The following is a 24,631-nucleotide window of genomic DNA, read 5'->3' on the forward strand; positions in this document are numbered from 1 at the left end:
GCGCTCTTCAGGTGATGTCGTCGACCGCCTGGACGGTCTCCTGGATGTCGTGCTGGTGCGTGTAGCCGAGGATCTCGCGCGCCCGCGTGTCGTCGACCATGCACACGTAGCGGATGTGATCGAGCTCGGGGGCCGGGAACGAGGTCGCCCGGAACCGCCAGAGCCGCGGGATGATCGTCTGCATCACGAAGTGAGGGATCGCGGCGCGCGCGCGCCCGGTCATGTCGATGACGCGCGAGAGCGGCAGCGGCGCCGGCCCCGCGAGGTTGAAGATCCCGCGCACGCCCGGGCGGAGCGCCGCGGCGATCGCGGAGACCACGTCGTCCTGGTGGATGACCTGCACCATCGGATCGAAGCCGAGGAGCGTCGGGATGACGTTGAGCCGGAGGTAGTTCGACGGCGCGTTGCGCACGGAGCCGAGGATGTGGACGGGCCGGAGGATGACCGTCTCGGTCTGCGGGTGCTTCCAGAAGAACGACTGCGCCAGCATGTCGACCTCGATGAGGTCGCGGATCTCGCTGAACGACGCGCCGCCGAGCAGCGGCGCGTCCTCGGTGATGAACTGCGGGTTGTCCGCGCGCGGCCCGTAGGCGTTCGCGCTCGAGAGCACGATGAGCTTGGGCACGTCGTACTGCGCGACGAACTCGAGCAGCCGCTGGAAGCCGGCGAGGTTCCAGCTGTGGTGCTCCATCTGGCTGGCCCGCGGGTCGTGCATGACCCCGAGGTGGACCACGGCGGCGAGCTGCTCCTGGCGGAAGATGTCCTGGGTCTTCTTGCGGCGGATATCGATCTGGTGATGCTCGATGTCCTTGGGACGGCCGTCGAAGCTGCGCCGGTCGACGCCGATCACGCGCCGCTCGCGGTGCAGCCGCCGCGCCAGCCGCCGTCCGAGACGGCCGCAGATGCCGGTGATGAGGATGGGCCGGAGGGACGGATCGGTGTCGGCGCCGGGGCGGCGGGCTCGACCGAGCATGCGTTCGCTCATCGGAGCGACGGTCGCTTCGAGGAGGCCGATGGTCAAGCCCTTCCTGGCGGTGCAGGCCCACGCGAGGTTTGCTATCGTCCCGCGCCCATGGCCAGCAGAACGACGCTCGCCAGGCTGAGTCACTTCGTCTCCCACAGCGCGTTGCCGCTCGCGAGACTCGGGGTCGACAGCCTGCGCGGCACGATCGACGACGCGACCATCCGGCTGCTCGGTCAGGACTTCGAGGACCGGCTGCGCCGGGTCGCGCTGCCGCACGCCGCGGACGGGGTGGATCCGTTCGGGCTCGACCGCGAGTGGGCGAAGTACGCGGTCGGGGTCGCGGCGTTCTTTCACCGCTTCTATTTCCGGACCGAGGTGTTCGGCATCGACCGCGTCCCGACCGGCCGGGTCCTCTTGATCGCCAACCACTCCGGCCAGCTCCCGTTCGACGGCATGCTCATCGCGGCCTCGCTGTTCCTCGACGCGGAGCCGCCGCGGGTGATGCGGAGCATGGTCGAGAAGTGGACGCAGACCCTGCCGTTCGTGGCGACCTTCTTCTCGCGCGTGGGCCAGGTGGTCGGCGTGCCCGAGAACGCGCGGCGGCTGCTCGACATGGGCGCGGCGATCCTGGTGTTCCCGGAGGGGACGCGCGGGATCTCGAAGGGGTTCTCGAGCCGGTATCAGCTGCTCGATTTCGGGCTCGGGTTCATGCGGCTCGCGCTCGAGACCGACACGCCGATCGTGCCCATCGCCGTGATCGGGGGCGAGGAGCAGTACATCTCGCTCGGCAACCTGGAGTCGGTGTCGAAGGCGCTCGGGATGCCGACATTCCCCATCATCCCTCAGCTGCTGATCCCCGGCGGCCAGATGCCGCTGCCGACGCGATACCGGATCTACTTCGGCGAGCCCATGACGTTCCACGGCGACCCCGACGACGACGACGCGGTGATCCAGGAGAAGGTCGCGCTCGTGAAGGGCCGGATCCAGTCGATGCTGAACCGCGGGCTGAAGGAGCGGAAGAGCGTCTTCTGGTGACCGCGCGGCGCGGGCGCGCGCCGGCGCGGCGGGCGCTCAGGCGCCCGCCAGCGTGACCACGGCCTCGGGGCCGAGCGAGAGGACGCGCGCGCGGCCGCCGAGGATGGCGGGCTCGTTGCGGAGGCCGTGGCCGATCGGCAGCCCGGCGACGACGGGGACGCCCAGCGGGAGCAGCCTGTCGCGCAGGACCTCGTCCACGGTGACGCCGTCCGGGCCTGGGGGGCACTGCTCGAAGTCGCCCAGGACCACCGCCGCGGCCGGCGCGAGGTGGCCGCCGACCTCCAGCGTCGCGAGCATGCGATCGATGCGGTAGGGCCGCTCGGTGACGTCCTCGAGCAGGAGGACGCACCCCTCCGGCACGCGCAGGCGGCCGGCCGCGGCGCAGGCGTGGAGCAGGGCGAGGTTGCCGCCGAAGAGCGGCCCCTCGGCGGCGCCGGCGCGCAGCGTGGTCAGGCCGTCGAAGCGGCGCTCGCCCAGCGGATCTTCGAGGGCGCGGAGCAACGCGGCGCGGGCGCGGGCGTCGCCGCGGCCGAGCGCGGTGACGTGGGCGCCGTGGAGCGACGCGACGCCGGCGCGCGCGGCCTCGACGTGCAGGGCGGTGACGTCGGAGAAGCCGACGATCCAGCGAGGGCGCTCGGCGAGGACGCTCCAGTCGATCCGGTGGACGAAGCGGTTCGCGCCGTAGCCGCCGCGGGCCGCGAAGATGGCGCGCACGTCGGGGTGGGACAGCGCGCGGGCGAGCTCGTCCATCCTCCGCGCGTCGCTGCCGGCGAGGTAGCCGGTCCGCGCGAACAGCCCGCGGCTGGAGGGCGCCGAGAGCGACGGCTCCCCGCCCGTGCGGCTGTCGCCGGCGAGCGGAGGGCCCACGCCGGTGTCGAAGAGCACGCGGTAGCGCTGGGCCAGCCAGCCGAGGCCGACCCGCGCGAGGACGTGCTCGAACGGGCTGGAGGGGGCGATCACGGCGACGGTGTCGCCCGGTCGGAGCGCGGGGGGGAGGATCAGAGAGGGCACGTCGCCCCTGTGCCTCGGTGGCTCAATCGCTCTCCGTTGCGCGGCTACGGAGCGCCGGCGTCGTCGTCGAGGAACTCCACGTCTTCCGCGTCCTCGTCGATATCGATGTCGTGGGAGTCAGGCAGGGGCGGCGGCGCGGGCGCGTGGACCGACGGCCGGAGCGCGGCCCCGGCCGCCGCTGCCGGCAGCGGCGGGGCTGCGGACACCGGCGGCGGCGCAGGGGCCGCGGACGCGGGAGCAGCGGACCCGGCGCCTGCGGACGCGGGCGCCTGCGCGGGATCTCCGTAGTAGGCCTCTCCGCCGTCGCCGATGCCGCCGTACGGCGGCGGCGCAGCGTCGTCGCCGCCGTAGCCCGGCAGCGGCGCAACGTAATCGCCGCCGTAGCCCGGCGCCGCCGCGTACTCGCCGCCGTAGCCCGGCGCCGCCGCGTACTCGCCGCCGTAGGCCGCCGGCGCCGCCGCGTGGTCGCCCTCGTAGGCCGGCGCCGCCGCCGCGTACTCGCCCTCGTAGGCCGGCGCCGCCGCCGCGTACTCGCCCTCGTAGGCCGGCGCCGCCGCCGCGTACTCGCCCTCGTAGGCCGGCGCCGCCGCCGCGTACTCGCCCTCGTAGGCCGGCGCCGCCGCGTAGCCGTCGAGATCCGACCCCGGCGCAGCGAACGCAGGCGCGTCGGGGGGCGCCGGCGGCGCAACGTGGCCGGCGCCCTCCGGCGAAAGCTCCTGCCCCTCGGTCGGCGCCGCGTACACGTCGGCGGCACCGCGGCTCGCCTCGCCCTCGGCCGCCGCGAGCGACGCGACGCCGTAGGCCTCGGCCTGCGGCTCCGGCGCGCCCTCGAGCGCCTCCGGGCCGGCCACCCCGGGGCCGTCCGCCGGCAGCGCATCGGCGCCGGCGGGCACCTCGCCGCCCGCGTAGCCGTTGCTCACCGCCGCGGCGGCGACGATCTCCGCGCCGGGAACGTCGAGGGCCGGCACCCGGGGCGCGAGCGGCGGCTCGGTCAGGGGCAGGCCCGGCGGCCGGGTCGGCAGCACGGGCGGCGGGGGGGTGCGCTTGAGCTTGCCGGTCTTCGCCCGCTCGAGGCCCGCCGTCGCCTCCGGATCGCCCGCCTTCATGCGGAGGACGCGGCGCCAGGCGTCCGCCGCCTCCCGCCCCTCGCCGAGCTCCTCCTCCCAGAGGCGCGCCACCTTCCTCGCGAGCTCCGCCCGCTGCGCAGGATCGCGGCCGCGGAGGATCTGGTCCTCGTACAGCTGGATCATGCCGCGGTGATCGCCGAGCTCCTGCAGCAGGCCGGACAGCTCGTTCATCACGTCCTGGTCCGAGGGCGACAGGTCGTGGAGCTTCTTCAGATCCACCGCGGCGCCCGGCCGGTCGCCGAGCACGTCGCGGCGCAGCCTGGCCCGCCGCTGGAGGAGCTTGCGCACGAGCGGGCCGTCGAACACCTCGTCCAGCGCGCGGTTCAGCGTCGCGCCCACGCGGGGCAGGTCGCCCACCGCGCGGCCGAGCGCCTCGAGCGCGTCGAGCGACGCGTCGTCGACGTGCGCGAGCACGGCGTCGCCGAGCCAGCCGAACGCGCGGTCGACGTCGCCGAGATCCTGATAGGCGATCGTGGCCGCGCGGCGCAGCAGCGCCGCCCGGGTGCGGCCGCCGTCGCGCGAGCCCTGGCCGCCGGCGGCGAGCGCGTCGGCGAGGATCGTGCGCAGCGCGGTCGACTGCGACCGCGCGTCGTCGTCCCGCGCCACCTGCTCGAGCGTGGCGATCATCTCCTCCTGGACGCCGCCGCCGAGGGCCAGCTCGAAGAAGCTCCTCGCCCGATCGATGGCGCCGCGCTCGCAGGCGATCTGGGCGGCGCGGACGAGCGCCGCGAGGCGATCGGCCGGCGTGCGGCACCGGCTCACCTGGCGCTCGAACAGGTCGATGATGAGGCTCGGGGCCTCGGCCAGCGCCGCGAGCCGCTGGAGCAGCGGCTCGACCTCGGCGGTGGGCACGCTCGCCAGCGCGCCCTCGCCGTGGTGGATCGACTCCAGCGGATCGGCGCCCAAGGCGACCCGGACCTCGGCCTGCCGCACGAGCTCGGCCGCGCGGGCGGTCCCCGAGAGATCCCTGGCGCGGAGCTCGTGCGCGACGGCGAGGGCCTCGCGATCCCGGAGCCCCACCGCGATCGCCTCGAGCCGCTCCGCGAGGACGGCGTCGGCGGTGCGCGACCGCGCGAGCTCCACCCCCACGCGCGCGGCGTCGCGGTGGTAGCCCACCTCCACGAACCTGTCGAAGGCGCCGCGCAGGGCGAGATCGCGCCCCGCGCGCGCGATCGACTCGTTCCAGGCGACCAGCTTCGTCGCGACGAGCCCCTTCCACCCGAGCCGGTCGCCGAGCGCGACGTACGCCTCCCGGCTCGGCTCGTCGCCCTGATCGGCGAGCCGCTCCAGGAGGGAGATCGCCTCGTCGCTCCTGCCGAGCGTCTGGTCCAGGATCTCGGCGAGGCGGCGGGTCATCTTCGACGCCTCGTCCTCGTCGCCCTCCACCTCGATCAGCGCCGCGAGGAGGCGCGCGACCTTCGGCCAGTCGTTCAGGCGCTCGGCGAGCCGCTGGAGCCGCGCGATCGCGTCGAGGTCGTCCGGCTCGGCGGCGTGGACCACCTCGAGCGCCCGGACGGCGCCGTGCGGATCGTCGAGCGGGCCCTCGTACAGCGCGGCGAGCCGCTGCGCGATGTCGACCCGATCGGGGCCGTCGACGAACGCGAGCTCGCGCTCGAGCGCGCCGGCGACGCCCCGCAGGTTGCCGCGCCGCTCCTCCAGCTCGGCGATCCCCCGGAGCGCGATCCGGTTCTGCGGATCGAGGTCCGTGACGACCATCTCGTAGCGCGCGATCGCCGCCTCGAGGTCGCCGGATCCCTCCGCGAGCATGCGCGCCTCGCGCAGGGCGAGCGAGATCTTGCCGGGCTCGCTGTCCGTGAGCGCGCTGAGCCGGTGGAGGAGCTCGGCGCCGAGCTGGACGTCGCCGCGCTCGCCGGCGTCGTCGGCGAGCCGCGCGAGGGCCTCGGCGTCCTCGCCGTCGGAGAGCAGGAGCGCGAGCGTCGCGCGCTCCCCGTCGCGATCGCCGAGCTCGCGCTGCGCCGCCGCGGCGGCCCGCCGCGCGGCGACGCGCGCCGCCCGGTCGCCGAGCAGCTCGGCCCGGCCGAGGAGGAACCGCACGAGCTCGTGCAGGCGGTTCGTGCGCCGGTAGAGGTCCTCGATCGCGGGGGCGCAGGCGTCGCTCGCGGGGTCGATCTCGATCGCGCGCTCGACCCGGTCGAGCGCGCCCTCGACGTCGCCGGCGCTGAGCAGCAGCTCCGCGGCCTGGACGAACAGCGCCGGGCGCGCCTTGCGGTCCGCGAGCAGCGCGCGCTCGCAGACCGCCCTCGCCGCCTCGACGAGCCGGCCCGCCGCGACGTAGGCCTTCTCCGCGAGCTCCCACAGCTTCGGCTGCCGCAGGAGCTCGGCCGCCTGGCTGTAGGCGTCGCCCGCGGCGCCCGGCTCGTCGAGCCGGCTCCGGAGCTCGCCGAGCCTCTGGAGGAGCGGCCCGCGGGTGAGCTTGTCCTGGAACCGGGAGGCCGCGTCGGCGAGGACGTGCGCGGCGAGGTCGAACCGCTCGCCCCGCTCGAAGAGCTTGACCGCGGACTGGACCGCCGTGCCGTCCTCGGGCGACAGGCTCGCGACGCGCACCCACGCCTCCGCGGCCGCGATGGGATCGCGGCGCTTCTGCTCGTGGAGCGAGACGAGCTTCTTCTCGATCTCGATCTTCTGCGCGACGTCCGGGGTCGCCGCGGCCTCCTGCTCGAGCAGCGCGGCGAGGTCGTCCCAGCGGGAGCTCCGCTCGAGCAGCCGCCGCAGCTCGGCCTGGGCCTGCGCGTCGCCGGGATCGAGCTCGGAGAGCAGCCGGAAGGCCTGGATCGCCGTGTCGACGTCGCGCAGCTGCGCCTCGCACAGCCCCGCGACGTCGCGCAGCTGCGCCATCCTGCGCTCGACGGGCGCCGTGGGGACGCGCGCCGCCGCGAGCAGCGCGTCGCGCAGCTCGGCGAACATGCGCTTCTGGCGGAGGTGCTCCTCGAGCTGCGTCAGCGCGTCCAGGTTGGCGGGGTCGGCCTTGAGCACCTCGCGCAGCCTGGCGAGCGGCAGCGGCTTTCGGGGCTGGGTCGGCTCGTCGCCCGCGAGCGGCGGCGGCTCCGGCGCGGCCGAGGCGTCGGGCGAGAGGGGCGCCGGCGCGGAGCCGGGCGCGGCCTGCGCCGGGCCGGATCTCGGCGCGGCAGCGCTCCGCAGCGACGCCGGTGCGTCCGGGGCCGCGGCCGCCGGCGCGAACGCGGCCACCGCCGGCTGGACCAGCTCCGCCGCGCCCACGGCCGAAGGCGGCGATGGCACGCTGGAGGGCGGCACCGGCGGCCCCGAGGGCGCCCGCTCGGGAGCCGCGGCCGAGGCGGGCGGCGCCGAGGGCGCCCGCGCCGGAGCGGGGATCCCCGGGGGCATCGACGGCAGCCGCGGCGGGGGCGGCAGCACGGACGCCCGCTTGCGCGCCTCGGCCGCCATGAACCCGTTCGGGTTCGCCTGGAGGTAGGCGAGGTAGCGCGGGCGGAGCTCGGCGGTGCGGCCCAGCTGCTTTCCGTAGTGATCGGCGAGCTGCATCGCGCGGTCGTGCCCCGGCAGCGCGCGGAGGGCGTACACCGAGTACGAGTAGCCGTACTCCCCGTCGTACGTCTCCGCGAGCGCGACGAAGAGCTCCGCCGCCTCGTCGCGCTCCGGCTGCGGCACCGGCTCGCCGGCCTCGATGCGCTCCACGATGGCCACGCCGAGCGCCTGGATCAGCCCCACGTCGTGCGGCACGAACGCGCGCGCGCTCCGCAGCGCCGCCGTGGAGCCGGCGAGGTCGCCCGCGCGGCGCCGGATGTCGGCCTCGTCGCGCAGCAGGGCGAGCCGCCGCTCCGGGTCGTCGATGAGCGCCTGCTCCATCGCGAAGTACGGGATCGCCTCGGCGTACTGCTGCTGGGCCTTCAAGAGCTCGCGCGCGGCGTAGATCGCGTAGACGTTGTGCGGATCGAGGTCCGCGAGGCGGCGCCAGTTCTCCAGGGCGCGCTCCGGCCGGGACAGCGGCGGCTCGCCCCACAGCCGGCCGAGCTCCTCGTGGAGCGTCGAGAGCTGCGCGCGCACCTCGGGCCGCTCGAAGAGCAGCGGCGTGAGCGCCTTCACGAGCCGCTCCAGGAGCGCGACGAGCGCCTTCTGATCGCCCTTGTCGCGGTAGAGCTGCGCCAGCCGCTCGGCCGCCGTCCGCTGCGTCGGGTCCTTGTCGATGGCGATCATGAGCGTCCGCGCGGCGTGGTGCGCGTCGCCGATCGTGGTCGACCACACGTTCGCGGCCTCGCTCAGCCAGTGCGCTGCATACGACGGATCCGCGGTGGAGCTGCCGACGCGCTCGAGCAGCATGGCGTACGAGCGTGGGTCCTGCTCCCCGGCTCGGTGCGCATACGCCAGGGCCTCCCCGTCATGCGGATTCGTGACGAGGCGCTGGATGAGCGTTTCCATCTCCCGGGGATCCATCGGTGCGCGGCGAAGTTACACGTTAGCCTCCGGCTCGTACAGCGACTCTCGGCCCGATCCGCGAAAGGTCGCCGCTGCTTCTCGCGCCCGCGGGCCCACGTCGACGAGCGGTTTCCGGCGTCCGCGTCGGCGCGCGCGTTCTGCGCCGCGCGCCGCGCGCGTGCCGCCATCAGTCGAATTTCACATACGGCTTGCGCGACTGCTGCGGCCTGCGCTTCGGCGCCGGCGCCGAGGGAGCGCCCGCGGGCTCGTGAGCCGCGCTGGCGGCGGCCGTGGGGAACGGTGCGGGGGCCGGCGGCGGCGCCGCCGCGGCGGGCTCCGCGGCGGACGGCGCGGCGGGAGGCGTGGCGGGCAGCGCGGCGGGAGGCGGGGCCGGGCGTGCGAGCGCGCCCGCGAGCGCCCTGGCTTCCAGCGCCACCCCCTTCTCTAGCCTGCGCACGCCGCCGTCGGCGGGGCGGCGGAGCTCGCGCACGGCGAGCACCGTCACGATCAGGGACAGGGCGACCGTCCCCACGGCGACGCGCGAGGTGAGCTTCCGCGGCGCGGGGCGCGACGTGCTCGGCGGCAGCGAGGCGTCCGCGCCGTCGCCCACCACCGCGAGCAATTCGCTGGTCGCGCCGACCTCGGCCGGCTGCGCCGGGGCGGGGCGCTCGCGGCCCAGGCTCGGCCTCGCCTCGTCCATCGCGCGATCGAGCTCCGCGATGAACTCCTGCGCGCTCCGCGGCCGCTCCTCGGGCCGCTTGGCCAGCGCGCGCTGCAGGAGCTCGGAGAGCGACGGCGGTATCCCGGCGTCCGGCGCCGCCTCGAGCGCCGGCGCCGGCGACGACTTGATGTGCCTCGCCATCACGACGACCGCGTCGTCGTCGATGAACGGCGGCCGCCCGACGAGCATCTGATAGAGCAGCACGCCGAGCGAGTAGAGGTCGCTCCGCGCGTCGAGGGGCTTACCTTGCGCCTGTTCCGGAGACATGTAGCGCGGCGTTCCGAACACCGTGCCCGCCTGGGTCTCGAGGGCGTCGACCGGCCGCTCCGTGCCGGTCATCACCTTCGCGATGCCGAAGTCGAGCACCTTGCAGATCTCCTCGTGCTCGCCCGCGGGGGGCCTCGCCAGGAACAGGTTGTCCGGCTTGAGGTCCCGGTGGATGATCCCCTTGTCGTGCGCCTCGGCGAGCGACAGGAGCGCGTGCCGGGCGAAGCGGGCGGCGTCGCCGACGCGCAGGCGCCGGAGCCGCTTGAGCCGCTGCCCGAGCGATTCGCCCTCCAGCAGCTCCATCGCGAGGTAGAGCGAGCCGTTGCTCCACGTCGGCCCCTCGCCGGGCGAGCTCTGCTCCGCGGAGCGGCCGCGGCCGAAGGCGGCGTCGGTCGCGTCGTCCACGATCTCGCCGAAATCGAAGACGGTGACCGTGTGCGGCGACCGGAGGAGGCTCATCGCGCGCGCCTCGCGCGTGAAGCGGGCCTTGGCCTGCGCGTCGAAGGCCCGGTCCGAGCGCAGGATCTTGATGGCCACGTCGCGGCCCATCGCCTCCTGGCGCGCCCGGTACACCGTGCCCATCGACCCGGCGCCGAGCTTGCCCACGACCACGAACCGATCCGCGATCGTGATCCCCAGGAACGGATCCCCCTCGGCCTCGGCGAGCGCCTCGCGGCTCACGAGGGCCAGCCCGTCGTGGGGGCAGCGCGGCAGCCTGGCGGACGGACCGGTCTGGGAGGCGCGATCGCCGGCGGGGGGCGGGAGCAGGCTGGACGAGCTCCTCGCGTCCGGAGCGAGCGGCGCGAGGTGGTGGCACCGCGGACAGATCAGCGCCGTCCGGCTGGGCTCGCCGGGCGATCCGGGTGCGCTGGGGGAGAGCTGGCCGTCAGCTGTAGGAGCTACCACCGCGATGGGGGTGATCGTCCGTCACTTGGGCCCACATCGCAAGGCCCACGACGGGCCCGCAGCAGGAGGGCGACAGCCGAACAGCGAGACATCGCCGCAGGACGCCTCGCTGCAACAGACATCGCTACAGAATCGCTGCGTTTGTTCAGGATGGTTGACGCACATGCCGCTCCGGCACTCCTCGTTCGTGTCGCACGCGACGCCGACGGCGGCGATGCTGTCCTCGAGCAGCAGCCTCGCGCACGCACGGACGGTCGAGCCGTCGCCGGTCGCGACCTCGGCGCAGCCGACGTTGCGCATCGCGTCGCGGGGCGCGGCCGGGCACGTGTCCGAGGAGCAGCACGGGATCGTGCAGCGGAGGTCCTCTTCGACGTCGTCCCCGTCGACGTCGGCACAGAGGCCGGAGGAGCAGTCCGCGTCCTCCTCGCACGGCTCGAGGTAGCCGCCGCGGCCGGGACCGACGCGCTGGCACGCCCAGGCCGAACCGGCAGCGACGAGGTCCGTCGTGAGCCGGCACGCGGCCCCGTTCATCGCGCAGTTCGTGTCCGAGCAGCAGGTGTCGACGCAGACGCCTTCGTCGCAGATGCCAGAGCGGCACTCGCCGGGCGAGGCGCAGGCCGCGCCGGCGAGGTGCGCCCCCACCTCGGGCCGGCCGACGTCCCGGCCGATGCGGCAGACGCCGCTCCCGCCGCCGTCGGGGATCCAGCAGACCGCGTCCCGGACGGGATCGCAATCGCTCGAGCTGCAGCACGCGCGCGCGCAGACGCTCGGCCCCTCGCCGCCGAAGCGCGCGGGATCGAGGCAGAAATCATGCGATCCGCAGACGTCGTGATCGTCGCAAGGGGCGCCCAGCGCGCGCTCGAGCTGCGTGTCGACGCAGGCGCCGTCGCTGCAAAGGGCGCCCTCGGGGCACGCCGGGGGTCCGATCGCGCCCTCCTCCGAGCAGAGCACCGTGCCCAGCTTGCCGTCGACGAGGACCTCGCACCCGACGCCGAGCAACGCGAGCGCCGGGAGCCCGCGGACGAGCCTCCGCCCCGCGGCGCCGAGGCCCATCAGAACTGCACCTCCAGCCGGGCTCCCGCGGCGCCCAGCGACACGCTGACGCGCGCCGCCTCCTCCGCTGCGCGGGCGGCGAGCGAGGGCGGAGCGCCGTCGCGGCCCGGGATCGCGGCGCCCTGGAGGGCGGCCGAGAGCGGGCGAGAGGCGCGCGGGCTCGCCGCGGGGACCCGCGGCGACAGGTAGAGGTAGAGCGCCGCCGCGCCGGAGAGCCCGGCGACCAGCAGGGCGACGTCCGCGGCGACGGCGCACTGGTGGGCGGCGCTCGCGTCGGCCTGCAGGTCGGCGACCGAGACGCCGCCGCCGGTGCGCTTGCCGGAGCCGGGATCCCGCGCCACGGCGAGGGCGGCGAACACGCCGCCGACCGCGAGCGACCCCGCAGCGATGCCCCCGCTGACGTAGAGCCAGGCCCCGTACGGCCTCACGCCGTTCGCCGCCCCGGAGCGGCGCGGCAGGCGCGGCAGATACGGCAGCGCCGTGGGGGCCTGCGCGGACGGGGACGGCGACGGCGGCGGCGGCTTCGCGCTGGAGAGCTCCCGCTTCGCGCCCTGCAGCCGCTTGAGGACCGCCGCGACCTCCTCACGCTCCTTCGGGAGCGCTTCCATCTCGAGATAGCGACGGTAGTAGTGCTCTGCCTGCTCGATCTCGCCCAGCCGCTCGTGGATGACCGCCAGGTTGTAGATGAGCTCTTTGCCCTCGGGATCGAGCGCCACCGCGGCCTTCAGCTTCGCGATGGCCGCGCGGTACTCGCCGTGCTGGTAGAGGCCCTGCGCCTCGTCGTGCAGCGCGGTCGCTTGCTCGATGCGGCTCCGCTTCTCCGCCGACTCCTGCGACGGCGGCGTCGCGGGGCGGGCCGGCGCGCCGACCTGCGACGCGCTGCCCTGCGGCAGCGGCGCGGCGCCGGGCGGCGCGGGCGCGGGCGCGCCGAGCGGCGCCGGCGAGGGCATCTGCGCGGCCGCCGCCGGCGGCGCTCCGAGCGAGGCCGCCGCGAGCGCGCAGGCGAGGCGCACGACGAGGCGCCCGGCCTCGGGGCCGATCGAGAGCGGCGGGCGCGCGGCACGATTCGTCACGGCCGCCCACCATAGCGTAACTTCCGCGCACGGCGCGGCCTCTTGCGTGGCGCGGGCCCGCGCGGCGCGGCGCGCGCCGCCTCGGCCGCGGCCTGCGCCGCGCGATCCGCTTCCATCGCCGGCGCGCGGCGCTGGCCATGGGGCGCGCTCGTTCCCCGGAGGCCGCCGCCGCGCCGATCACCGGAGCTTGCAGCTGTACGCGCCGGCGAGGACGAACGCCCGCTCGCACCTGACATCGACGGTGCGCTTCGGCGTCGTGAACTCGAACGTCTGGCCGAACGGCGTCCGCTCCAGCCGGGTCATCTGCGCCCTGCACCCCTCGCCGGCGCGGCGCGGCCCCGGCGCGCCCGATCCGCCGTCCTCGCCGCACGCGACGAGCGCCGCCATCCGCTCGACCTCGGCGTTGTCGGAGAAGACGTTGTAGGCCGCCGAGGCGCTGAACGCGACGCAGACGGCGAAGAGGGCGAGCTGGACGAAGCGCTTCACGCGCCGAGCTTACCCCGTCCGGGGCGCGGGGGGCTGGCCGCCGCGCGCGGCGCGGTCAGAGCCGCATGCCCGAGCCGGGCAGCGGGTGCCACGGCTGGCGGCGGGTCGTGTACTGGCCCCGCACGAAGGCCCCGAGCACCGGCGCGATGTTGCGCGCGATGTCGTCGTCCCACTCGCCGCCGTTGATCCCGTCCTGCGGGGTGAGATCCGGCGAGAGCAGGAAGAAGCCGGGGTAGAGCCGCCGCGGCATCTTGATCTGATCGAGGTCCTCCTTGAAGACGTCGATGTCCACGCGCACGAGCCGCACGCTCCGGAGCGCGGTCTGCATCAGCGGATCGCCGAGCGCGCGGTCGACGCCTCGGCACGGCTCGCACGGATCGCTCGTCGTCATGACGAGGACCTTCTCGCCCTGGGCGTGCGCCTCCGCGCGCTGCTTGGCGAGCTCCTCGCTGAGGGTGGAGACGTCGACGCCGATATCGACGATGGAGAGCCCGCCGATGCGCCGGTGGGTCGTGCGCTGAGGGACGCTGCCGCCGGGCTGCGCCGCCGGAGGAGGCACGTCCGGCAGCGGCGCCGCCGGGGACGCGGTGCTCGCCGGCTCCGGCGAGGCCTCCCCCTCGCCGAGGGCGGCGGTGGTCTCGCCGCCGCTGTGCGTCCTCCACATCCACACGCCGAAGCCGATCGCCGAGCTCCAGCAGAGCGTGAGGAGGACGCCGAGCGAGAGCCCCACGCTGGCGAGCCCGTGGCCCCTGCGCGCCTCGGGGGCCCGCTCGATCTCGCGGCGCGCCGCCCAGCCGAAGGCGATCGCGGCGACGGCCCCGAGCGGCCCGAAGAGCGCCGCGACGACCGAGCTCACGGCCAGCGTCGAGAGCGGCGGTCGCCCCGGCGGGAGCGGCCGGGTGAGGTAGGGATCGTGGATGACCGGCAGCGGCGTCGAGGCGCCGCTCGGCAACGGCGCTCGGGGCGCGGCCGCGACGCGCGCCGCCTCGTCGCCGGAGGGTGCGCCGACGGGCAGCTCGCCCCCGCGGGGCAGGACGCCCGCCTGGGGCGCCGTCAGAGGCTCGTTCGCATCGCGGTTCGGCGGTGGCTGACTCGGGCCGAATGCGTGGCTCACGTCTCTTATCTTAGCGCCAGAGTCGGCGCTACGCTCGCCGTACGCACCCTCACGGCGCGCCAGGGCTCAAGGGATGCAGGCGCGCTCGAGCACCCTTAAGACTGCGCGCTTCGTGCTCACACCGGGGCTCATCGCCTCCGTCCATGCGACGCCCACGCGCTCGCCGGCGAGGGCCAGGCTGGGAGGATCCTTGACGGGAATCACCCCATCCGACACCCGGATCCCCCGGGCCGAAGGCGCTCCGTCGGCGCCCAGCTTCACGAGCAGGAGCTGCCCGTCGGCCTTGCCATCGTGGCCGACCCACGCCACGAACGCCCCGTCGCCGCTCGGCGCCATCGCGCGCCACTTGCCCTTGCCGAGCACCCAGGGCGCCCCGCGCGGCCGCGCGTCGGCGTCCAGCGCTCGGGCGAGCAAGGTGGGCCCTTCGTTCCACGCCACGAGCGCCCCGCTGCTGGTGGCCACGAGCCCGAGCCGCCGCTCCTTGTCCGGCGTTTCCTGAGTCGCGGCGGCCGAGCGGTCGCCGCCTTCAGGCTTGGCCACGACGTGGGCATTCCCTTCCCGGCCGGCCGCGTCGAACCGCGAGGCCCGGACGCTCCCGTCATCCTCCTCGTGCCACACGACGAGGTAGCCACCGGACGCGTCCGCAGCGACGGCTGGCCAGCGCGGCTTCTTGGTGTGGCGCGTGACACCGACCGCCTTGAGCTGCGGCTGCGCCGGGTCCACCGGCGCGAACTGGAAGACGCCCAGCTGGTTGCGTTCCGCCCCGAAGGGGGCCGCAGCCACCAGGGCGCCGCCCGGAGCCGGCGCGATGGCGACGTTCTCGCTGCCCTCCCTGCCGATGGCGCCGACGCGCAGGATCTCCGTCGGCGGGTTCGTCTCCCAGCGTGGCCGGGCGTAGGCGAGCCCCTCGGCGTCGAACCACGTGACCGCCCAGGCCTCCCCCGAAGAGAAGATCCGGAGCCCTGCCTCGCGGGTGTTCGAGATGGCCCGCGCCCGGGCGATCTGCCGGGCGTCGTTGTCGAAGCCGGCGAACGCGATCTGCGCGTCGCCGCCCTTGAGGTCCACGAGCCACACGGCGCCGAACGATCCGTCGGCCCGGCCGGCCACCCCCATCCCCTCGCGCAGGATGTAGGTCGCGACGTCGCCCGACTTGACCTTGCACCCGGTGAGGGTCCCGAACGGAGCGAACTCCTGGACGCCGGACCCGCGCGGGGGCTCGACCTCGACCGTCGAGGTGGCCACGGCCGGCTCGGTCGACGCGCTCAGGGCAGGCCCAGCAGCGGGCTTGACGTCGCTCGATCCGGACGCTGCGGCCGCAGCGCCCCCTGGCCGGGATGCGCTGCGATCACAAGAGATGCCGCAAAAGGCAAATAAGGAGAGGGCCACTACAGTGGCTAGACAAGGATAAGAAGAGCGCCTGGTGCGAAGCAGAGGACTTGAACCTCCACGGGAGTTACCCCACTGGAACCTGAATCCAGCGCGTCTGCCAATTCCGCCAGCTTCGCGAGCGGGACGGCATCACTACCTCACCCCCTCGCGATCCGTCAAGCCCTACATCACGTCCGAAGCGATTTTCTTCCCGCGCGTTTCTTCCGGCGCGCGTCGCCTTCCGGCGCGCGCAGCCCGCGGCTCCCCAGCAGCCCAGTCCGCCCTCCGCCCCCCCGGCTGCGCCGACCCCCTCGCCGGCCCCGCAGCGGTGCACGGCGAGAGGCGCATGTGCTAGGGGAGCGCGCTCCCATGGCGGCCATCGGCTCACCTCCCCCTCTCCTTCTCTTCGTCGGCGTCCGCGCCGTCGACCCGGCCCATCAGCTCGACGACGTTATCGACGTCGTCGTGGAAGACGGTGTCATCACCCGCGTGGGGCGCGGCGCAGCGACCGACGATCTGCGCCGCGCCGGCCAGGCCGAGGTCGTCTCCGGCGAGGGGCTCCTGCTCCTCCCCGCCTTCGTCGATCTCCACGCCCACCTCCGCGAGCCCGGGCAGGAATACAAGGAAGACATCGCCTCCGGGCTGGCCGCCGCGGCCGCCGGCGGCTTCGCGCACGTGTGCGCGATGCCCAACACGCGGCCCGTCAACGACACCCGCTCGATCACCGAGGCCATGGTCGCCCGCGCCCGCGCGCTCTCGGGGCCCGCGCTCCACCCCATCGGCGCGATCACGATCGGCCAGAAGGGCGCCGAGCTCACCGAGATGGCCGACCTCAAGGAGGCCGGCGCCGTGGCGGTCTCCGACGACGGGCGCTGCGTCACGTCGAGCGCGGTCATGCGCCGCGCCCTCGAGTACGCGAAGACCTTCGACATGCCGGTCATCCAGCACGCCGAGGACCACGCCCTCACCGAGGGGGCGCAGATGCACGAGGGGGCGATCTCGACGCGCCTCGGCCTCCGGGGCTGGCCCCGCGTGGCGGAGGACATCATCGTCGCGCGCGACGTGCTGCTCGCCGAGGCCACCGGGGCCCGCTACCACGTGGCGCACATCTCGTCGCTCGGCGCGGTCCGCATCCTCCGCGAGGCGAAGGCCCGCGGCATCGCCGTGACCGCCGAGGTGACGCCGCACCACCTCACGCTCACCGACGCCGCCGTGCTCGGCTACGACACCGCGTGCAAGGTCAACCCGCCCCTGCGCGAGCAGGCGGACGTCGACGCGCTCCGCGAGGCGCTCGCGGACGGCACCATCGACGCCGTCGCGACCGATCACGCGCCCCACTCGACGCTCGAGAAGGACTGCGAGTTCGCCGAGGCGTCGCCCGGCCTCATCGGCCTCGAGCTCGTCGTCCCGGTCCTGCTCGACCTCGTGCGCCAGGGCGCCCTCCCCCTCGGGCGGCTCGTCGACGCGCTCACCCGCGCCCCCGCCCGCATCGCGCGGCTCGAGGCGCCCGCGATCAAGGCCGGCGCCCGCGCCGAGCTCTGCCTCGTGGACCCGAACCTGAGCTTCGTCCTCGACCCGGCGCGCCTGCGCTCGAAGAGCAAGAACACGCCGCTGCTCGGCAAGCAGCTCACCGGACGCGTCAAGATGACGCTGGCCGCCGGCCGGGTCGTCTTCGTCGACGGCGAGGGAGCAGCACGATGAGCTCGCGCAAGGTCCATTTCGTCAGCCTCGGGTGCCCCAAGAACCGCGTCGACTCCGAGGTGATGCTCGGCGTCGCCCGCGCGGCGGGCTACGCGCACGTCGACGACGCCGCCGAGGCCGAGGTGATCGTCGTCAACACCTGCGGCTTCATCGGCGAGGCGAAGAAGGAGTCGATCGACGCCATCTTCGAGATGGCGCAGCACAAGGAGCACGGCAGCTGCAAGCGGCTCGTGGTCGCCGGCTGCCTCTCGCAGCGCCACCCCGAGGAGCTCGCCCGCGAGATGCCCGAGGTCGATCACTTCCTCGGCTCGAGCGACATGCTCAAGCTCGGCCAGGTGCTCGCGGGCGACGCGGAGCGGATGCTCGTCGGCAACCCGGCCGAGTGGCTCATCCGCGCCGGCGATCCGCGCACCCTCTCGACCCCCGGCGGCAGCGCCTACGTCAAGATCGCCGAGGGCTGCAACCGCACCTGCTCGTTCTGCGTGATCCCCGACCTGCGCGGCGCGCAGCGCTCGCGGCCCATCCCGGACGTGGTGCGCGAGGTGGAGCAGCTCGCGGCGGCGGGCGTCCGCGAGATCAACCTCATCTCGCAGGACACGATCGCCTACGGCCGCGACGCCGCGGGCCGCGCGCAGGGCGGCGAGCGCGCGACGCTCGCCGAGCTCGTCCAGAAGGTCGCCGACGTGCCCGGCGTGCGCTGGGTGCGGCTCTTCTACCTCTACCCCGAGACGATGACCGACGACCTCGTCGAGCTGCTCGCCGGCCACCCGCGCGTCGTGCCCTACGTCGACATGCCGCTCCAGCACGCCGCGGACGCGATGCTGCGCAGGATGCGGCGCGGCCACGGCGGCGACCGGCTCCGGCGGGTCGTCTCCACGCTGCGCGAGCGCGTGCCCGACCTCACGTTCCGCACCGCGTTCATCGTCGGCCACCCCGGCGAGACCGACGCCGAGTTCGAGGAGCTCTGCGATTTCGTGCGCTGGGCCGAGTTCGAGCGGGTCGGGGTGTTCCGCTACTCCGACGAGGAGGCGAGCCGCAGCTACGCGCTCGAGGGCAAGGTCCCCGCGCGCACGGCCGCGAGCCGCTACCGCCGCCTCATGACGCTGCAGCGCCGCATCGCGCACAAGAAGAGCGCCGCGATGATCGGCCGCGAGCTCGAGGTGCTCGTCGAGGGGACGAGCGACGAGCACGAGTACGTGCTCATGGGCCGTCACGCCGGCCAGGCGCCCGAGATCGACGGGCAGGTCTACCTGTCCGGCGGCGAGGTCCGCCCCGGTGAGATGTGCCGCGTCCGGATCACCCAGGCGAGCGACTACGACCTCGTGGGCGAGCTGCTCGACGAGGACGAGGGCCAGCGCGGCGCCGCGCTCCCCCTGCCCCCGGAGCTCGGCGCCGTCGCGGCGAAGCGGCGCGTCGCCCTGCGCGTGCTGCAAACCGATGGACGCGAGCGCCAACAGAATTGACGGCTCGACCGGCGGGGCGCGGCGCGACGGCTGAAAATCGCGCGGCGCCGCGGCGCTCACGGGCGCCCCGGGCGCGGCACGCGGTGTGCTATGAAGCCGTCCCGTGCCGATGCTCCGCCGCGCGCTTCACCTTGCTTTTGCCCTGGCGATCTCGCTGCTCGCCGGTGCGGCCTGCCTGAGCCCGACGTTGCCCCTCCCCCCGCCCGAGCCGGCCGACACGATGCGGCCGTCCGCGGACCGCGAGGGGGTGTGGCAGATCTCGGGCAACTGCGCCCCCGGGGCGCGCGTCAGCGTGTTCAACGAGCGGACCCAGCGGGGCGTGATCGAGCACGACACCGACAAGAACGGCCGGTACCACCTCGAGATCGAGGCGGAGCTCTGCGACGTCCTGCTCGTGTGGCAGGAGCTGGAGGGCAACGGAGGCGAGGAGAGCGCGGCGCAGTCGTTCGTCGTCGAGGAGCGCACCCCGCTCGGCGTCGTCAACGACGCCTGCCCCTGAAGGCCGACGGGCGCGCGACCGCGCGTCGACGCAGCGCGCCGCGCCCGATGGCCGCCGTCGACGCGCGCGCGGAGCGTCGTGTAGTGTGGTGGCGTGATGGCGTCGATCTCGCCGAGCATCCCGCCGACCGCCACCCGGGTGCTGGTCGTCGATGACGAGCCGGGCCTCCGTCAGGTGCTCAGCATCGCCTTCCGCCGCCAGGGCTACGAGGTCGCGCTCGCGCCCGGCGCCGGCGCCGCCCTCGAGGCGATCCGCCAGAACCCGCAGCCGTTCCCGCTGATCCTGACCGACCTCGTGATGCCTGACGGCTCGGGGATCGAGGTGCTCGCCGCCGCGAAGGCGCGGAGCAGCGCGACCGAGGTGATCGTGATGACCGCGCACTCCACCGTGGAGAGCGCGCTCGACGCGATGCGTCGCGGCGCGTACGACTTCGTGACAAAGCCGTTCTCGCCCGCGGAGCTCATCGCGCTCGCCGCGAAGGCGCTCGAGAAGAGCTCGATCGTCGCCGAGAACCAGCGGCTGCGCGCGCAGCTCGAGCGGCTCGACCTGCCTTCGCGCGAGCCGCTCGGCACGAGCCCCGCGATGCAGCGGATCTCCGAGCTCATCGGCAAGATCGCGCCGACGCGCACGACCGTGCTGATCACGGGCGAGAGCGGGACCGGCAAGGAGCGCGTGGCCCGCGCGATCCACGACCAGAGCGACCGCGCCGCGAAGCCGTTCCTGGTCGTCAACTGCGGGGCGCTGCCGGAGGCGCTCATGGAGAGCGAGCTGTTCGGCCACGAGAAGGGCTCGTTCACGGGCGCCGGCGCGCGCGCGCTCGGGCTGTTCCGGGAGGCGGACGGCGGGACGTTGCTCCTCGACGAGGTCGGGGAGCTGCCGGCCTCGCTGCAGGTGAAGCTCCTCCGCGTGCTCCAGGAGCGGAAGGTGCGCCCGGTCGGCGCCGCCGCGGAGATCGCGGTGGATGTCCGGGTCCTCGCCGCGACGAACCGGGATGTGGAGGTCGAGGTGCGCGAGGGGCGGTTCCGGCAGGACCTCTATTACCGGCTCAACGTCATCCGCATCGAGCTGCCGCCCCTGCGCGAGCGCCCCGGGGACGTCTCGCGGCTCGCCGAGCGCTTCCTGCGCCGCTTCGCCGCCGAGCTCGGCAAGGACGTCCGCGGCCTCACGACGGACGCGATGCGCGCGCTCGACGCCTACGGCTTCCCGGGCAACGTGCGCGAGCTCGAGAACATGATGGAGCGCGCGGTGGCGCTCGCCGGAGGGCCCTCGATCGGCCTCGGCGACCTCCCGAGCGCGGTCGCCGGCCTCAGCGCGAGCCCGGCCCCGCTGCTCGCGCAGCTGCCGCCCGGCGGGTGCATGCTCGACGAGGTGCTCGGGGAGGTCGAGCGCCGGCTCATCCTGCAGGCGCTCGAGCGCACCGGCGGCGTCCGCAAGGCCGCCGCGAAGCTGCTCGGCGTGTCGTTCCGGTCGCTGCGCTACCGGCTCGCCAAGCACGCGCTCGCCACTGACGGGGACGGCGACGACGACCTGGAGGGGGGATCCCGACGAGAATCGTCACCGCCCGGCGCCCCGCAGTGACGGTTTTCGTCACCGCGGGAAACGAACACAACCACACACACCTCGCGCAGCTCGCCCTCTCTCTCAAGGAAAACCGAGGAAACGCATGAGCTTCTCGCGGAAGTCGAAGATGGCGCAGGGCCGCTCCCTCCTTGGCACGTCGCCTGCTGGAAGGTTCGAGCGCATGCGGAGCACGCGGCGACAGCGAAACGCGGCGAGGCGAGCGTTCACGCTCGTCGAGCTCCTCGTCGTCGTGGCGATGGTGGGTATTCTCGCGGCGCTCGCCCTCGTCGGCTATCGCAAGTACATGAACGCGGCGGGCGTCGCCGAGCCGAAGGCGGTCATTCAGGGGATCCGCGGCGCGCAGGAGTCCTACAAGGCCGAGATGCTCGTGTACCTGGATGTCTCGAGCTCGCTCGACAGCTGGTATCCTGCGGGGACCCTCAACGATCAGAAGCGCGCGTGGGGCAGCGCTACCCCGGACGGCGACAATTGGCGGATGCTCAACGTGTCGACGGACGGCGCGGTGCGCTTCGGGTACGCGACGAAGGCGGGCACGGGGACCAGCTACAACGTGACCCCCCACTCGGGCTTCAGCTTTCACGGGTTGCCCCAGGATCCGCTGACGGATCCGCAGTTTCTGCCGAACGGCCCCTGGTACGTCATCCAGGCGGCCGGCGATCGCGACTCGGATTTGACGTACGCCCTGCTCCTGACGACATCCACGATGTCCGGGATCTACTGGGAGAACGACACGGAGTAGGGGATGGTTTGCCCCGGCGGCGCCGAGAGCGCCTGTCCGTGGGAGAGGTTTTCGCGCTGCGGGCTGGCCGGGCCCCGCACCAGGCATCTCGACGGTCCGTCTCGGCAACGAATCCAATTAAAGAAAGCATCACGGAGGATCGACACTCATGCGTGCACTGAAGCGATACGACAGAAGAGGCTTCACCCTCGTCGAGCTCATGATCGTCGTCGCCATCATCGGCGTCCTCGCCGCGCTGGCGATCTTCGGGGTCCGCCGGTACCTCGCGAGCGCGAAGAGCTCGGAGGCCAAGAACACCGTGGGCGCGATCTCCCGAGGCGCGGTCGCCGCCTTCGAGCGCGAGACGGCCCCTTCCGCGATCCTGGCGGCCGGCGATACTTCGGATCCGGCGACCCGTAGCCTGTGCCAGAGCGCCAATCCGGTGCCCACGGACGTTCCGGCAGGCAACAAGTACCAGCCGAACTCGGCCGCAGACCAGGACTTCGAGTTCGGCAGCGAGACCGAGGGCTGGCCGTGCCTGAGGTTCGCGATCACTCAGCCGATCTATTTCCAGTACCACTATGTCAGGAACGACCGTGTTCCGAACCAGGACACTCCTCCTGCTGTTGCCGCGGCGGACTACTTCGAGGCGGGCGCGGTCGGAAACCTCGACGCGGACACCCCGGCCGTTTACAGCGTGTTCACGCGCCTGGGCGCGGTGGACGCCGCGACGGGGCAGCTCACCGTGGCCACGCAGATCCACATCGAGCGAGAGTACGAATGATCTGAGCTCGGGCTGCCCGGCTCACGGATCCGGCTCACGGATGAGCCGGGCAGCGCACGCTGAAACGAGGCCACCGGTCATGAGGGTGCACCATGCGATACACGGCGACGTCTCGTGTGCGCGGATTCACGCTCGTCGAGCTCATGATCGTGGTGGCCATCCTCGGCGTGCTCGCCGCCCTGGCGATCACCGGGGTGCGCAGCTACCTCGCGACGGCGAAGACGGCTGAAGCGAAGCAGATCGTCGGCGCCATCACCCGCAGCGCCATCAACCAGTACGAGCGCGAGCGCGACGCCTCGCAGGTGCTCCCCGCAGCGGGAACCGCCGCGGCGAGCACCCGCACCCTCTGCGCCTCGGCCTCGCCGGTCCCCCTCGATTTCACCTACGTCCAGGGGACGAAGTACCAGCCGAGCGCGGCGCCCGGCGTCGACTTCATGTCGGGCTCGACGACCGAAGGCTGGCAGTGCCTCGGCTTCACCATCAGCCAGCCCATCTACTTCCAGTACTCGTACCAGGTCGGCAGCGGCTACCTCAGCGAGGGCATGACCGGCGCGCCGCTCCTCAGCACGGAGGCGTTCGAGGCGGGGGCGCGCGCGGACCTGGACGGCGACGGCCTGGCGTGCACGCTGGTCCGCACCGGCGAGGTGCGCGACGGCGAGATCGTGACCAGCACCGTGATCTTCACGAACAACGACCCGGACTGACGCGGGCCACGGCCGTCGGTCGCGCTTGTTGGATCGTGGGGGGGTGAGGTAGACAGGAGCCCATGTCCTGGCGCTCCTGGAGCGCGCTGGAGCTCAGCGCGGCCTTCGCGGTCGGCGGCAGCGTCCTCGCCGTCGCCGTCCCCGCGTTCTTCCGAAATCTCAGCGCATCCAAGCTGAGCGAGCCGATCGAGGGGCTCGACCGGCTGGTGACCAGCGCGGTCGCCTACGCCGAGTCGCGGCCGCAGGAGATCAGCTTCCCCCCGTCCGCCCCGCTGACCCCGGCGCAGGTGCCGCGCGGCGTGCGCGCGGTCGATCCGCCGGAGTCGTGGGAGCACCTCACGTGGCGGTCGCTCGACTTCCGCGTCGAGGGGCCGCACGCGTTCGCCTTCCAGTTCACGAGCGAGCTCGACGCGTCGAAGGCCATGCGCTTCATCGCGACCGCGCACGGCGACCTCGACGGCGACGGCGCGCTCTCCACGTTCGAGGTGCGCGGCGAGCGGATCCCCGGGGAGTCGGCCCGCGTGCTCCCGGGCATGTTCGTGGACCGCGAGGTGGAATGATGGGGGCTCGTCCGGCGCCCGGGTCCGCGGACCGTCCGGAAGCCCGCCCGCTCCTCTCCCGCATCGCGCGCGCGCGCGACGCGCTGGTCACGGCCGCGCTCTCGGCCGTCGCCGCGGTCGCGATCGGGAGCGTGCGCGCGCCGGCCGCGGCGCTGGAGAAGCGCGTCGCCGAGACCTCCGACGTGTACGTCCTGCCGCCGCCGGACGAGGTGGTCACCCTCTCGCTCGGCTACCGCTCCGCGCTGGCCGATCTGCTGTGGTCCCACGTGCTCGTCTCGCAGGGGCTGCACACCATGGAGCGCCGCAGGTTCGAGAACCTGACCCTGCTGCTCGACGCCATCAACGCGCTCGACCCGACCTTCCGCGAGCCGTACCTGTTCGCCGACGCGCTCATCACGTTCCAGACGACAACGACCCCCCACGAGGAGGTCCTCAAGGCGCGCGAGATCATGGAGCGCGGGGTGCAGCACCGCCCCCTCGACGGCGAGCTCTGGCTCGTGCTCGGCCAGTTCGTCGCCTTCATCGCGCCGGCCTCGTACCTGACCGATCCCGCGGAGAAGGCGCAGTGGCGCCTCGAGGGGGCCCGGATGCTCGCGCGCGCCGCGGAGCTCGGGGGCAACGACGCGAACATCAGCTGGCAGGCGCTCGGCGGCGCGGGGATCCTCGGGCGCGCCGGCGAGCGCGAGGCAGAGATCCGGTTCCTCCAGCGCACCCTCGCCGTCACGGACGACGAGGCGCTGAAGCAGAAGATCCGCGCGCAGCTCGACAAGCTCCTCGGGGAGCAGGCCGCGGAGGCCTACCGCCGGCGCCTCGACGGCTTCAGCGAGATCTGGCGGCGCGATCTGCCGTTCGTCAGCAAGACGGCGATCCTCGTGCTGGGCCCCCCGCGCGACCCGGCGTACTGCGCGGGCGGCGCGCACGCCGACGAGCCGCGGTGCGCGACGACGTGGCGCGCGTGGGCGGAGCGGATCGAGGGCGAGCGGTGAGACCCCTCGACGCCGCCGGGGTGCGGGCGTCGCCCCCGCGACAGCGCCGTTCGAAACGAGCTATGTCAGGGAGGATTCAGGCGGGGAATCGCGCGAAGTG

General features: G+C 74.0%; 19 protein-coding genes and 1 tRNA gene. 10 read left to right on the plus strand and 10 right to left on the minus strand.

The features are described from left to right. Window positions 1-7: 7 nt before the first annotated feature. Window positions 8-973 (minus strand): NAD-dependent epimerase/dehydratase family protein, encoded by a 966-nt coding sequence (locus WMF33_RS25585; protein WP_044988736.1) that lies wholly within the window; start codon window positions 971-973, stop codon window positions 8-10. Window positions 974-1,072: 99 nt separating this feature from the next. Between WMF33_RS25585 and WMF33_RS25590 the strand changes: the two genes are divergently transcribed. Beyond that, complete coding sequence (locus tag WMF33_RS25590; protein WP_437322289.1) at window positions 1,073-1,999, plus strand: lysophospholipid acyltransferase family protein; 927 nt, start codon at window positions 1,073-1,075, stop codon at window positions 1,997-1,999. A gap of 36 nt (window positions 2,000-2,035) precedes the next feature. Here the strand turns inward: WMF33_RS25590 and WMF33_RS25595 are convergent, their stop codons facing one another. From WMF33_RS25595 to WMF33_RS25635, 9 genes are all read right to left on the minus strand, one after another. After that, window positions 2,036-3,010, minus strand: coding sequence for a S66 peptidase family protein (locus tag WMF33_RS25595; protein ID WP_437322290.1), 975 nt, complete (start codon window positions 3,008-3,010; stop codon window positions 2,036-2,038). 44 nt (window positions 3,011-3,054) lie between these two features. After that, window positions 3,055-8,550 carry a hypothetical protein gene (locus WMF33_RS25600; RefSeq protein WP_437322291.1) on the minus strand — a complete coding sequence of 1,832 codons (5,496 nt, stop codon included), beginning with the start codon at window positions 8,548-8,550 and terminating at the stop codon, window positions 3,055-3,057. A gap of 184 nt (window positions 8,551-8,734) precedes the next feature. After that, on the minus strand, window positions 8,735-10,441 hold the full coding sequence (locus WMF33_RS25605; RefSeq protein ID WP_437322292.1) for a serine/threonine-protein kinase: 1,707 nt from the start codon (window positions 10,439-10,441) through the stop codon (window positions 8,735-8,737). Window positions 10,442-10,462: 21 nt separating this feature from the next. Beyond that, window positions 10,463-11,494, minus strand: a complete 1,032-nt coding sequence (locus WMF33_RS25610) for a hypothetical protein (protein ID WP_437322293.1) — start codon at window positions 11,492-11,494, stop codon at window positions 10,463-10,465. Beyond that, window positions 11,494-12,567, minus strand: coding sequence for a tetratricopeptide repeat protein (locus WMF33_RS25615; protein ID WP_437322294.1), 1,074 nt, complete (start codon window positions 12,565-12,567; stop codon window positions 11,494-11,496). Before WMF33_RS25615 ends, WMF33_RS25610 begins: the two co-directional genes overlap by 1 nt. Window positions 12,568-12,744: 177 nt before the next feature. Then, window positions 12,745-13,053: a hypothetical protein gene (locus WMF33_RS25620; protein ID WP_437322295.1), complete on the minus strand. Its 309-nt coding sequence runs from the start codon at window positions 13,051-13,053 to the stop codon at window positions 12,745-12,747. A gap of 55 nt (window positions 13,054-13,108) precedes the next feature. Further along, window positions 13,109-14,167 (minus strand): DUF4190 domain-containing protein, encoded by a 1,059-nt coding sequence (locus WMF33_RS25625; RefSeq protein WP_437322296.1) that lies wholly within the window; start codon window positions 14,165-14,167, stop codon window positions 13,109-13,111. 66 nt (window positions 14,168-14,233) lie between these two features. After that, window positions 14,234-15,409, minus strand: coding sequence for a hypothetical protein (locus WMF33_RS25630; protein ID WP_437322297.1), 1,176 nt, complete (start codon window positions 15,407-15,409; stop codon window positions 14,234-14,236). A gap of 176 nt (window positions 15,410-15,585) precedes the next feature. Then, window positions 15,586-15,672 (minus strand) — tRNA-Leu (locus WMF33_RS25635). A 232-nt stretch (window positions 15,673-15,904) separates the two neighbouring features. Here WMF33_RS25635 and WMF33_RS25640 point away from each other — a divergent pair. The 9 genes from WMF33_RS25640 to WMF33_RS25680 all read left to right on the plus strand — a co-directional run bounded on the left by WMF33_RS25640 (window position 15,905) and on the right by WMF33_RS25680 (window position 24,531). Beyond that, complete coding sequence (locus WMF33_RS25640; RefSeq protein ID WP_437322298.1) at window positions 15,905-17,236, plus strand: dihydroorotase; 1,332 nt, start codon at window positions 15,905-15,907, stop codon at window positions 17,234-17,236. Then, a complete protein-coding gene (rimO, locus tag WMF33_RS25645) occupies window positions 17,233-18,699 on the plus strand; it encodes a 30S ribosomal protein S12 methylthiotransferase RimO (protein WP_437322299.1) in 1,467 nt (488 codons plus the stop codon). The genes WMF33_RS25640 and rimO overlap by 4 nt, the downstream gene beginning before the upstream one ends. Before the next feature lie 109 nt (window positions 18,700-18,808). After that, the gene (locus WMF33_RS25650) at window positions 18,809-19,198 is read left to right on the plus strand and encodes a hypothetical protein (RefSeq protein WP_437339518.1); all 390 of its coding nucleotides are present in this window, start codon (window positions 18,809-18,811) and stop codon (window positions 19,196-19,198) included. A 96-nt stretch (window positions 19,199-19,294) separates the two neighbouring features. Continuing rightward, complete coding sequence (locus tag WMF33_RS25655; protein ID WP_437322300.1) at window positions 19,295-20,776, plus strand: sigma-54-dependent transcriptional regulator; 1,482 nt, start codon at window positions 19,295-19,297, stop codon at window positions 20,774-20,776. An 85-nt stretch (window positions 20,777-20,861) separates the two neighbouring features. Next, window positions 20,862-21,518: a type IV pilin protein gene (locus WMF33_RS25660; protein ID WP_437322301.1), complete on the plus strand. Its 657-nt coding sequence runs from the start codon at window positions 20,862-20,864 to the stop codon at window positions 21,516-21,518. Between the two features lie 148 nt (window positions 21,519-21,666). Continuing rightward, window positions 21,667-22,281, plus strand: a complete 615-nt coding sequence (locus WMF33_RS25665) for a pilin (protein WP_437322302.1) — start codon at window positions 21,667-21,669, stop codon at window positions 22,279-22,281. A gap of 92 nt (window positions 22,282-22,373) precedes the next feature. After that, entirely contained in the window at window positions 22,374-22,985 is a 612-nt protein-coding gene (locus WMF33_RS25670; protein WP_437322303.1) for a type IV pilin protein, read from the plus strand. 62 nt (window positions 22,986-23,047) lie between these two features. Next, window positions 23,048-23,545 carry a hypothetical protein gene (locus WMF33_RS25675; protein ID WP_437322304.1) on the plus strand — a complete coding sequence of 166 codons (498 nt, stop codon included), beginning with the start codon at window positions 23,048-23,050 and terminating at the stop codon, window positions 23,543-23,545. Next, entirely contained in the window at window positions 23,545-24,531 is a 987-nt protein-coding gene (locus tag WMF33_RS25680; RefSeq protein ID WP_437322305.1) for a hypothetical protein, read from the plus strand. Before WMF33_RS25675 ends, WMF33_RS25680 begins: the two co-directional genes overlap by 1 nt. The last annotated feature ends 100 nt before the right edge of the window (window positions 24,532-24,631 follow it).

This window comes from Sorangium sp. So ce394, assembly GCF_051474665.1.
In the GTDB taxonomy this organism is placed as follows: Bacteria; Myxococcota_A; Polyangia; order Polyangiales; family Polyangiaceae; genus Sorangium; species Sorangium cellulosum_D.

What these genes read in the sequence shown, in the direction of transcription:
- WMF33_RS25585 (WP_044988736.1), bottom strand. Translation starts at nt 973, where the DNA reads ATGCTCGGTCGAGCCCGCCGCCCCGGCGCCGACACCGATCCGTCCCTC.
- WMF33_RS25590 (WP_437322289.1), top strand. Translation starts at nt 1,073, where the DNA reads ATGGCCAGCAGAACGACGCTCGCCAGGCTGAGTCACTTCGTCTCCCAC.
- WMF33_RS25600 (WP_437322291.1), bottom strand. Translation starts at nt 8,550, where the DNA reads ATGGAAACGCTCATCCAGCGCCTCGTCACGAATCCGCATGACGGGGAG.
- WMF33_RS25610 (WP_437322293.1), bottom strand. Translation starts at nt 11,494, where the DNA reads ATGGGCCTCGGCGCCGCGGGGCGGAGGCTCGTCCGCGGGCTCCCGGCG.
- WMF33_RS25640 (WP_437322298.1), top strand. Translation starts at nt 15,905, where the DNA reads ATGGCGGCCATCGGCTCACCTCCCCCTCTCCTTCTCTTCGTCGGCGTC.
- rimO (WP_437322299.1), top strand. Translation starts at nt 17,233, where the DNA reads ATGAGCTCGCGCAAGGTCCATTTCGTCAGCCTCGGGTGCCCCAAGAAC.
- WMF33_RS25650 (WP_437339518.1), top strand. Translation starts at nt 18,809, where the DNA reads ATGCTCCGCCGCGCGCTTCACCTTGCTTTTGCCCTGGCGATCTCGCTG.
- WMF33_RS25655 (WP_437322300.1), top strand. Translation starts at nt 19,295, where the DNA reads ATGGCGTCGATCTCGCCGAGCATCCCGCCGACCGCCACCCGGGTGCTG.
- WMF33_RS25660 (WP_437322301.1), top strand. Translation starts at nt 20,862, where the DNA reads ATGAGCTTCTCGCGGAAGTCGAAGATGGCGCAGGGCCGCTCCCTCCTT.
- WMF33_RS25665 (WP_437322302.1), top strand. Translation starts at nt 21,667, where the DNA reads ATGCGTGCACTGAAGCGATACGACAGAAGAGGCTTCACCCTCGTCGAG.
- WMF33_RS25670 (WP_437322303.1), top strand. Translation starts at nt 22,374, where the DNA reads ATGCGATACACGGCGACGTCTCGTGTGCGCGGATTCACGCTCGTCGAG.
- WMF33_RS25675 (WP_437322304.1), top strand. Translation starts at nt 23,048, where the DNA reads ATGTCCTGGCGCTCCTGGAGCGCGCTGGAGCTCAGCGCGGCCTTCGCG.
- WMF33_RS25680 (WP_437322305.1), top strand. Translation starts at nt 23,545, where the DNA reads ATGGGGGCTCGTCCGGCGCCCGGGTCCGCGGACCGTCCGGAAGCCCGC.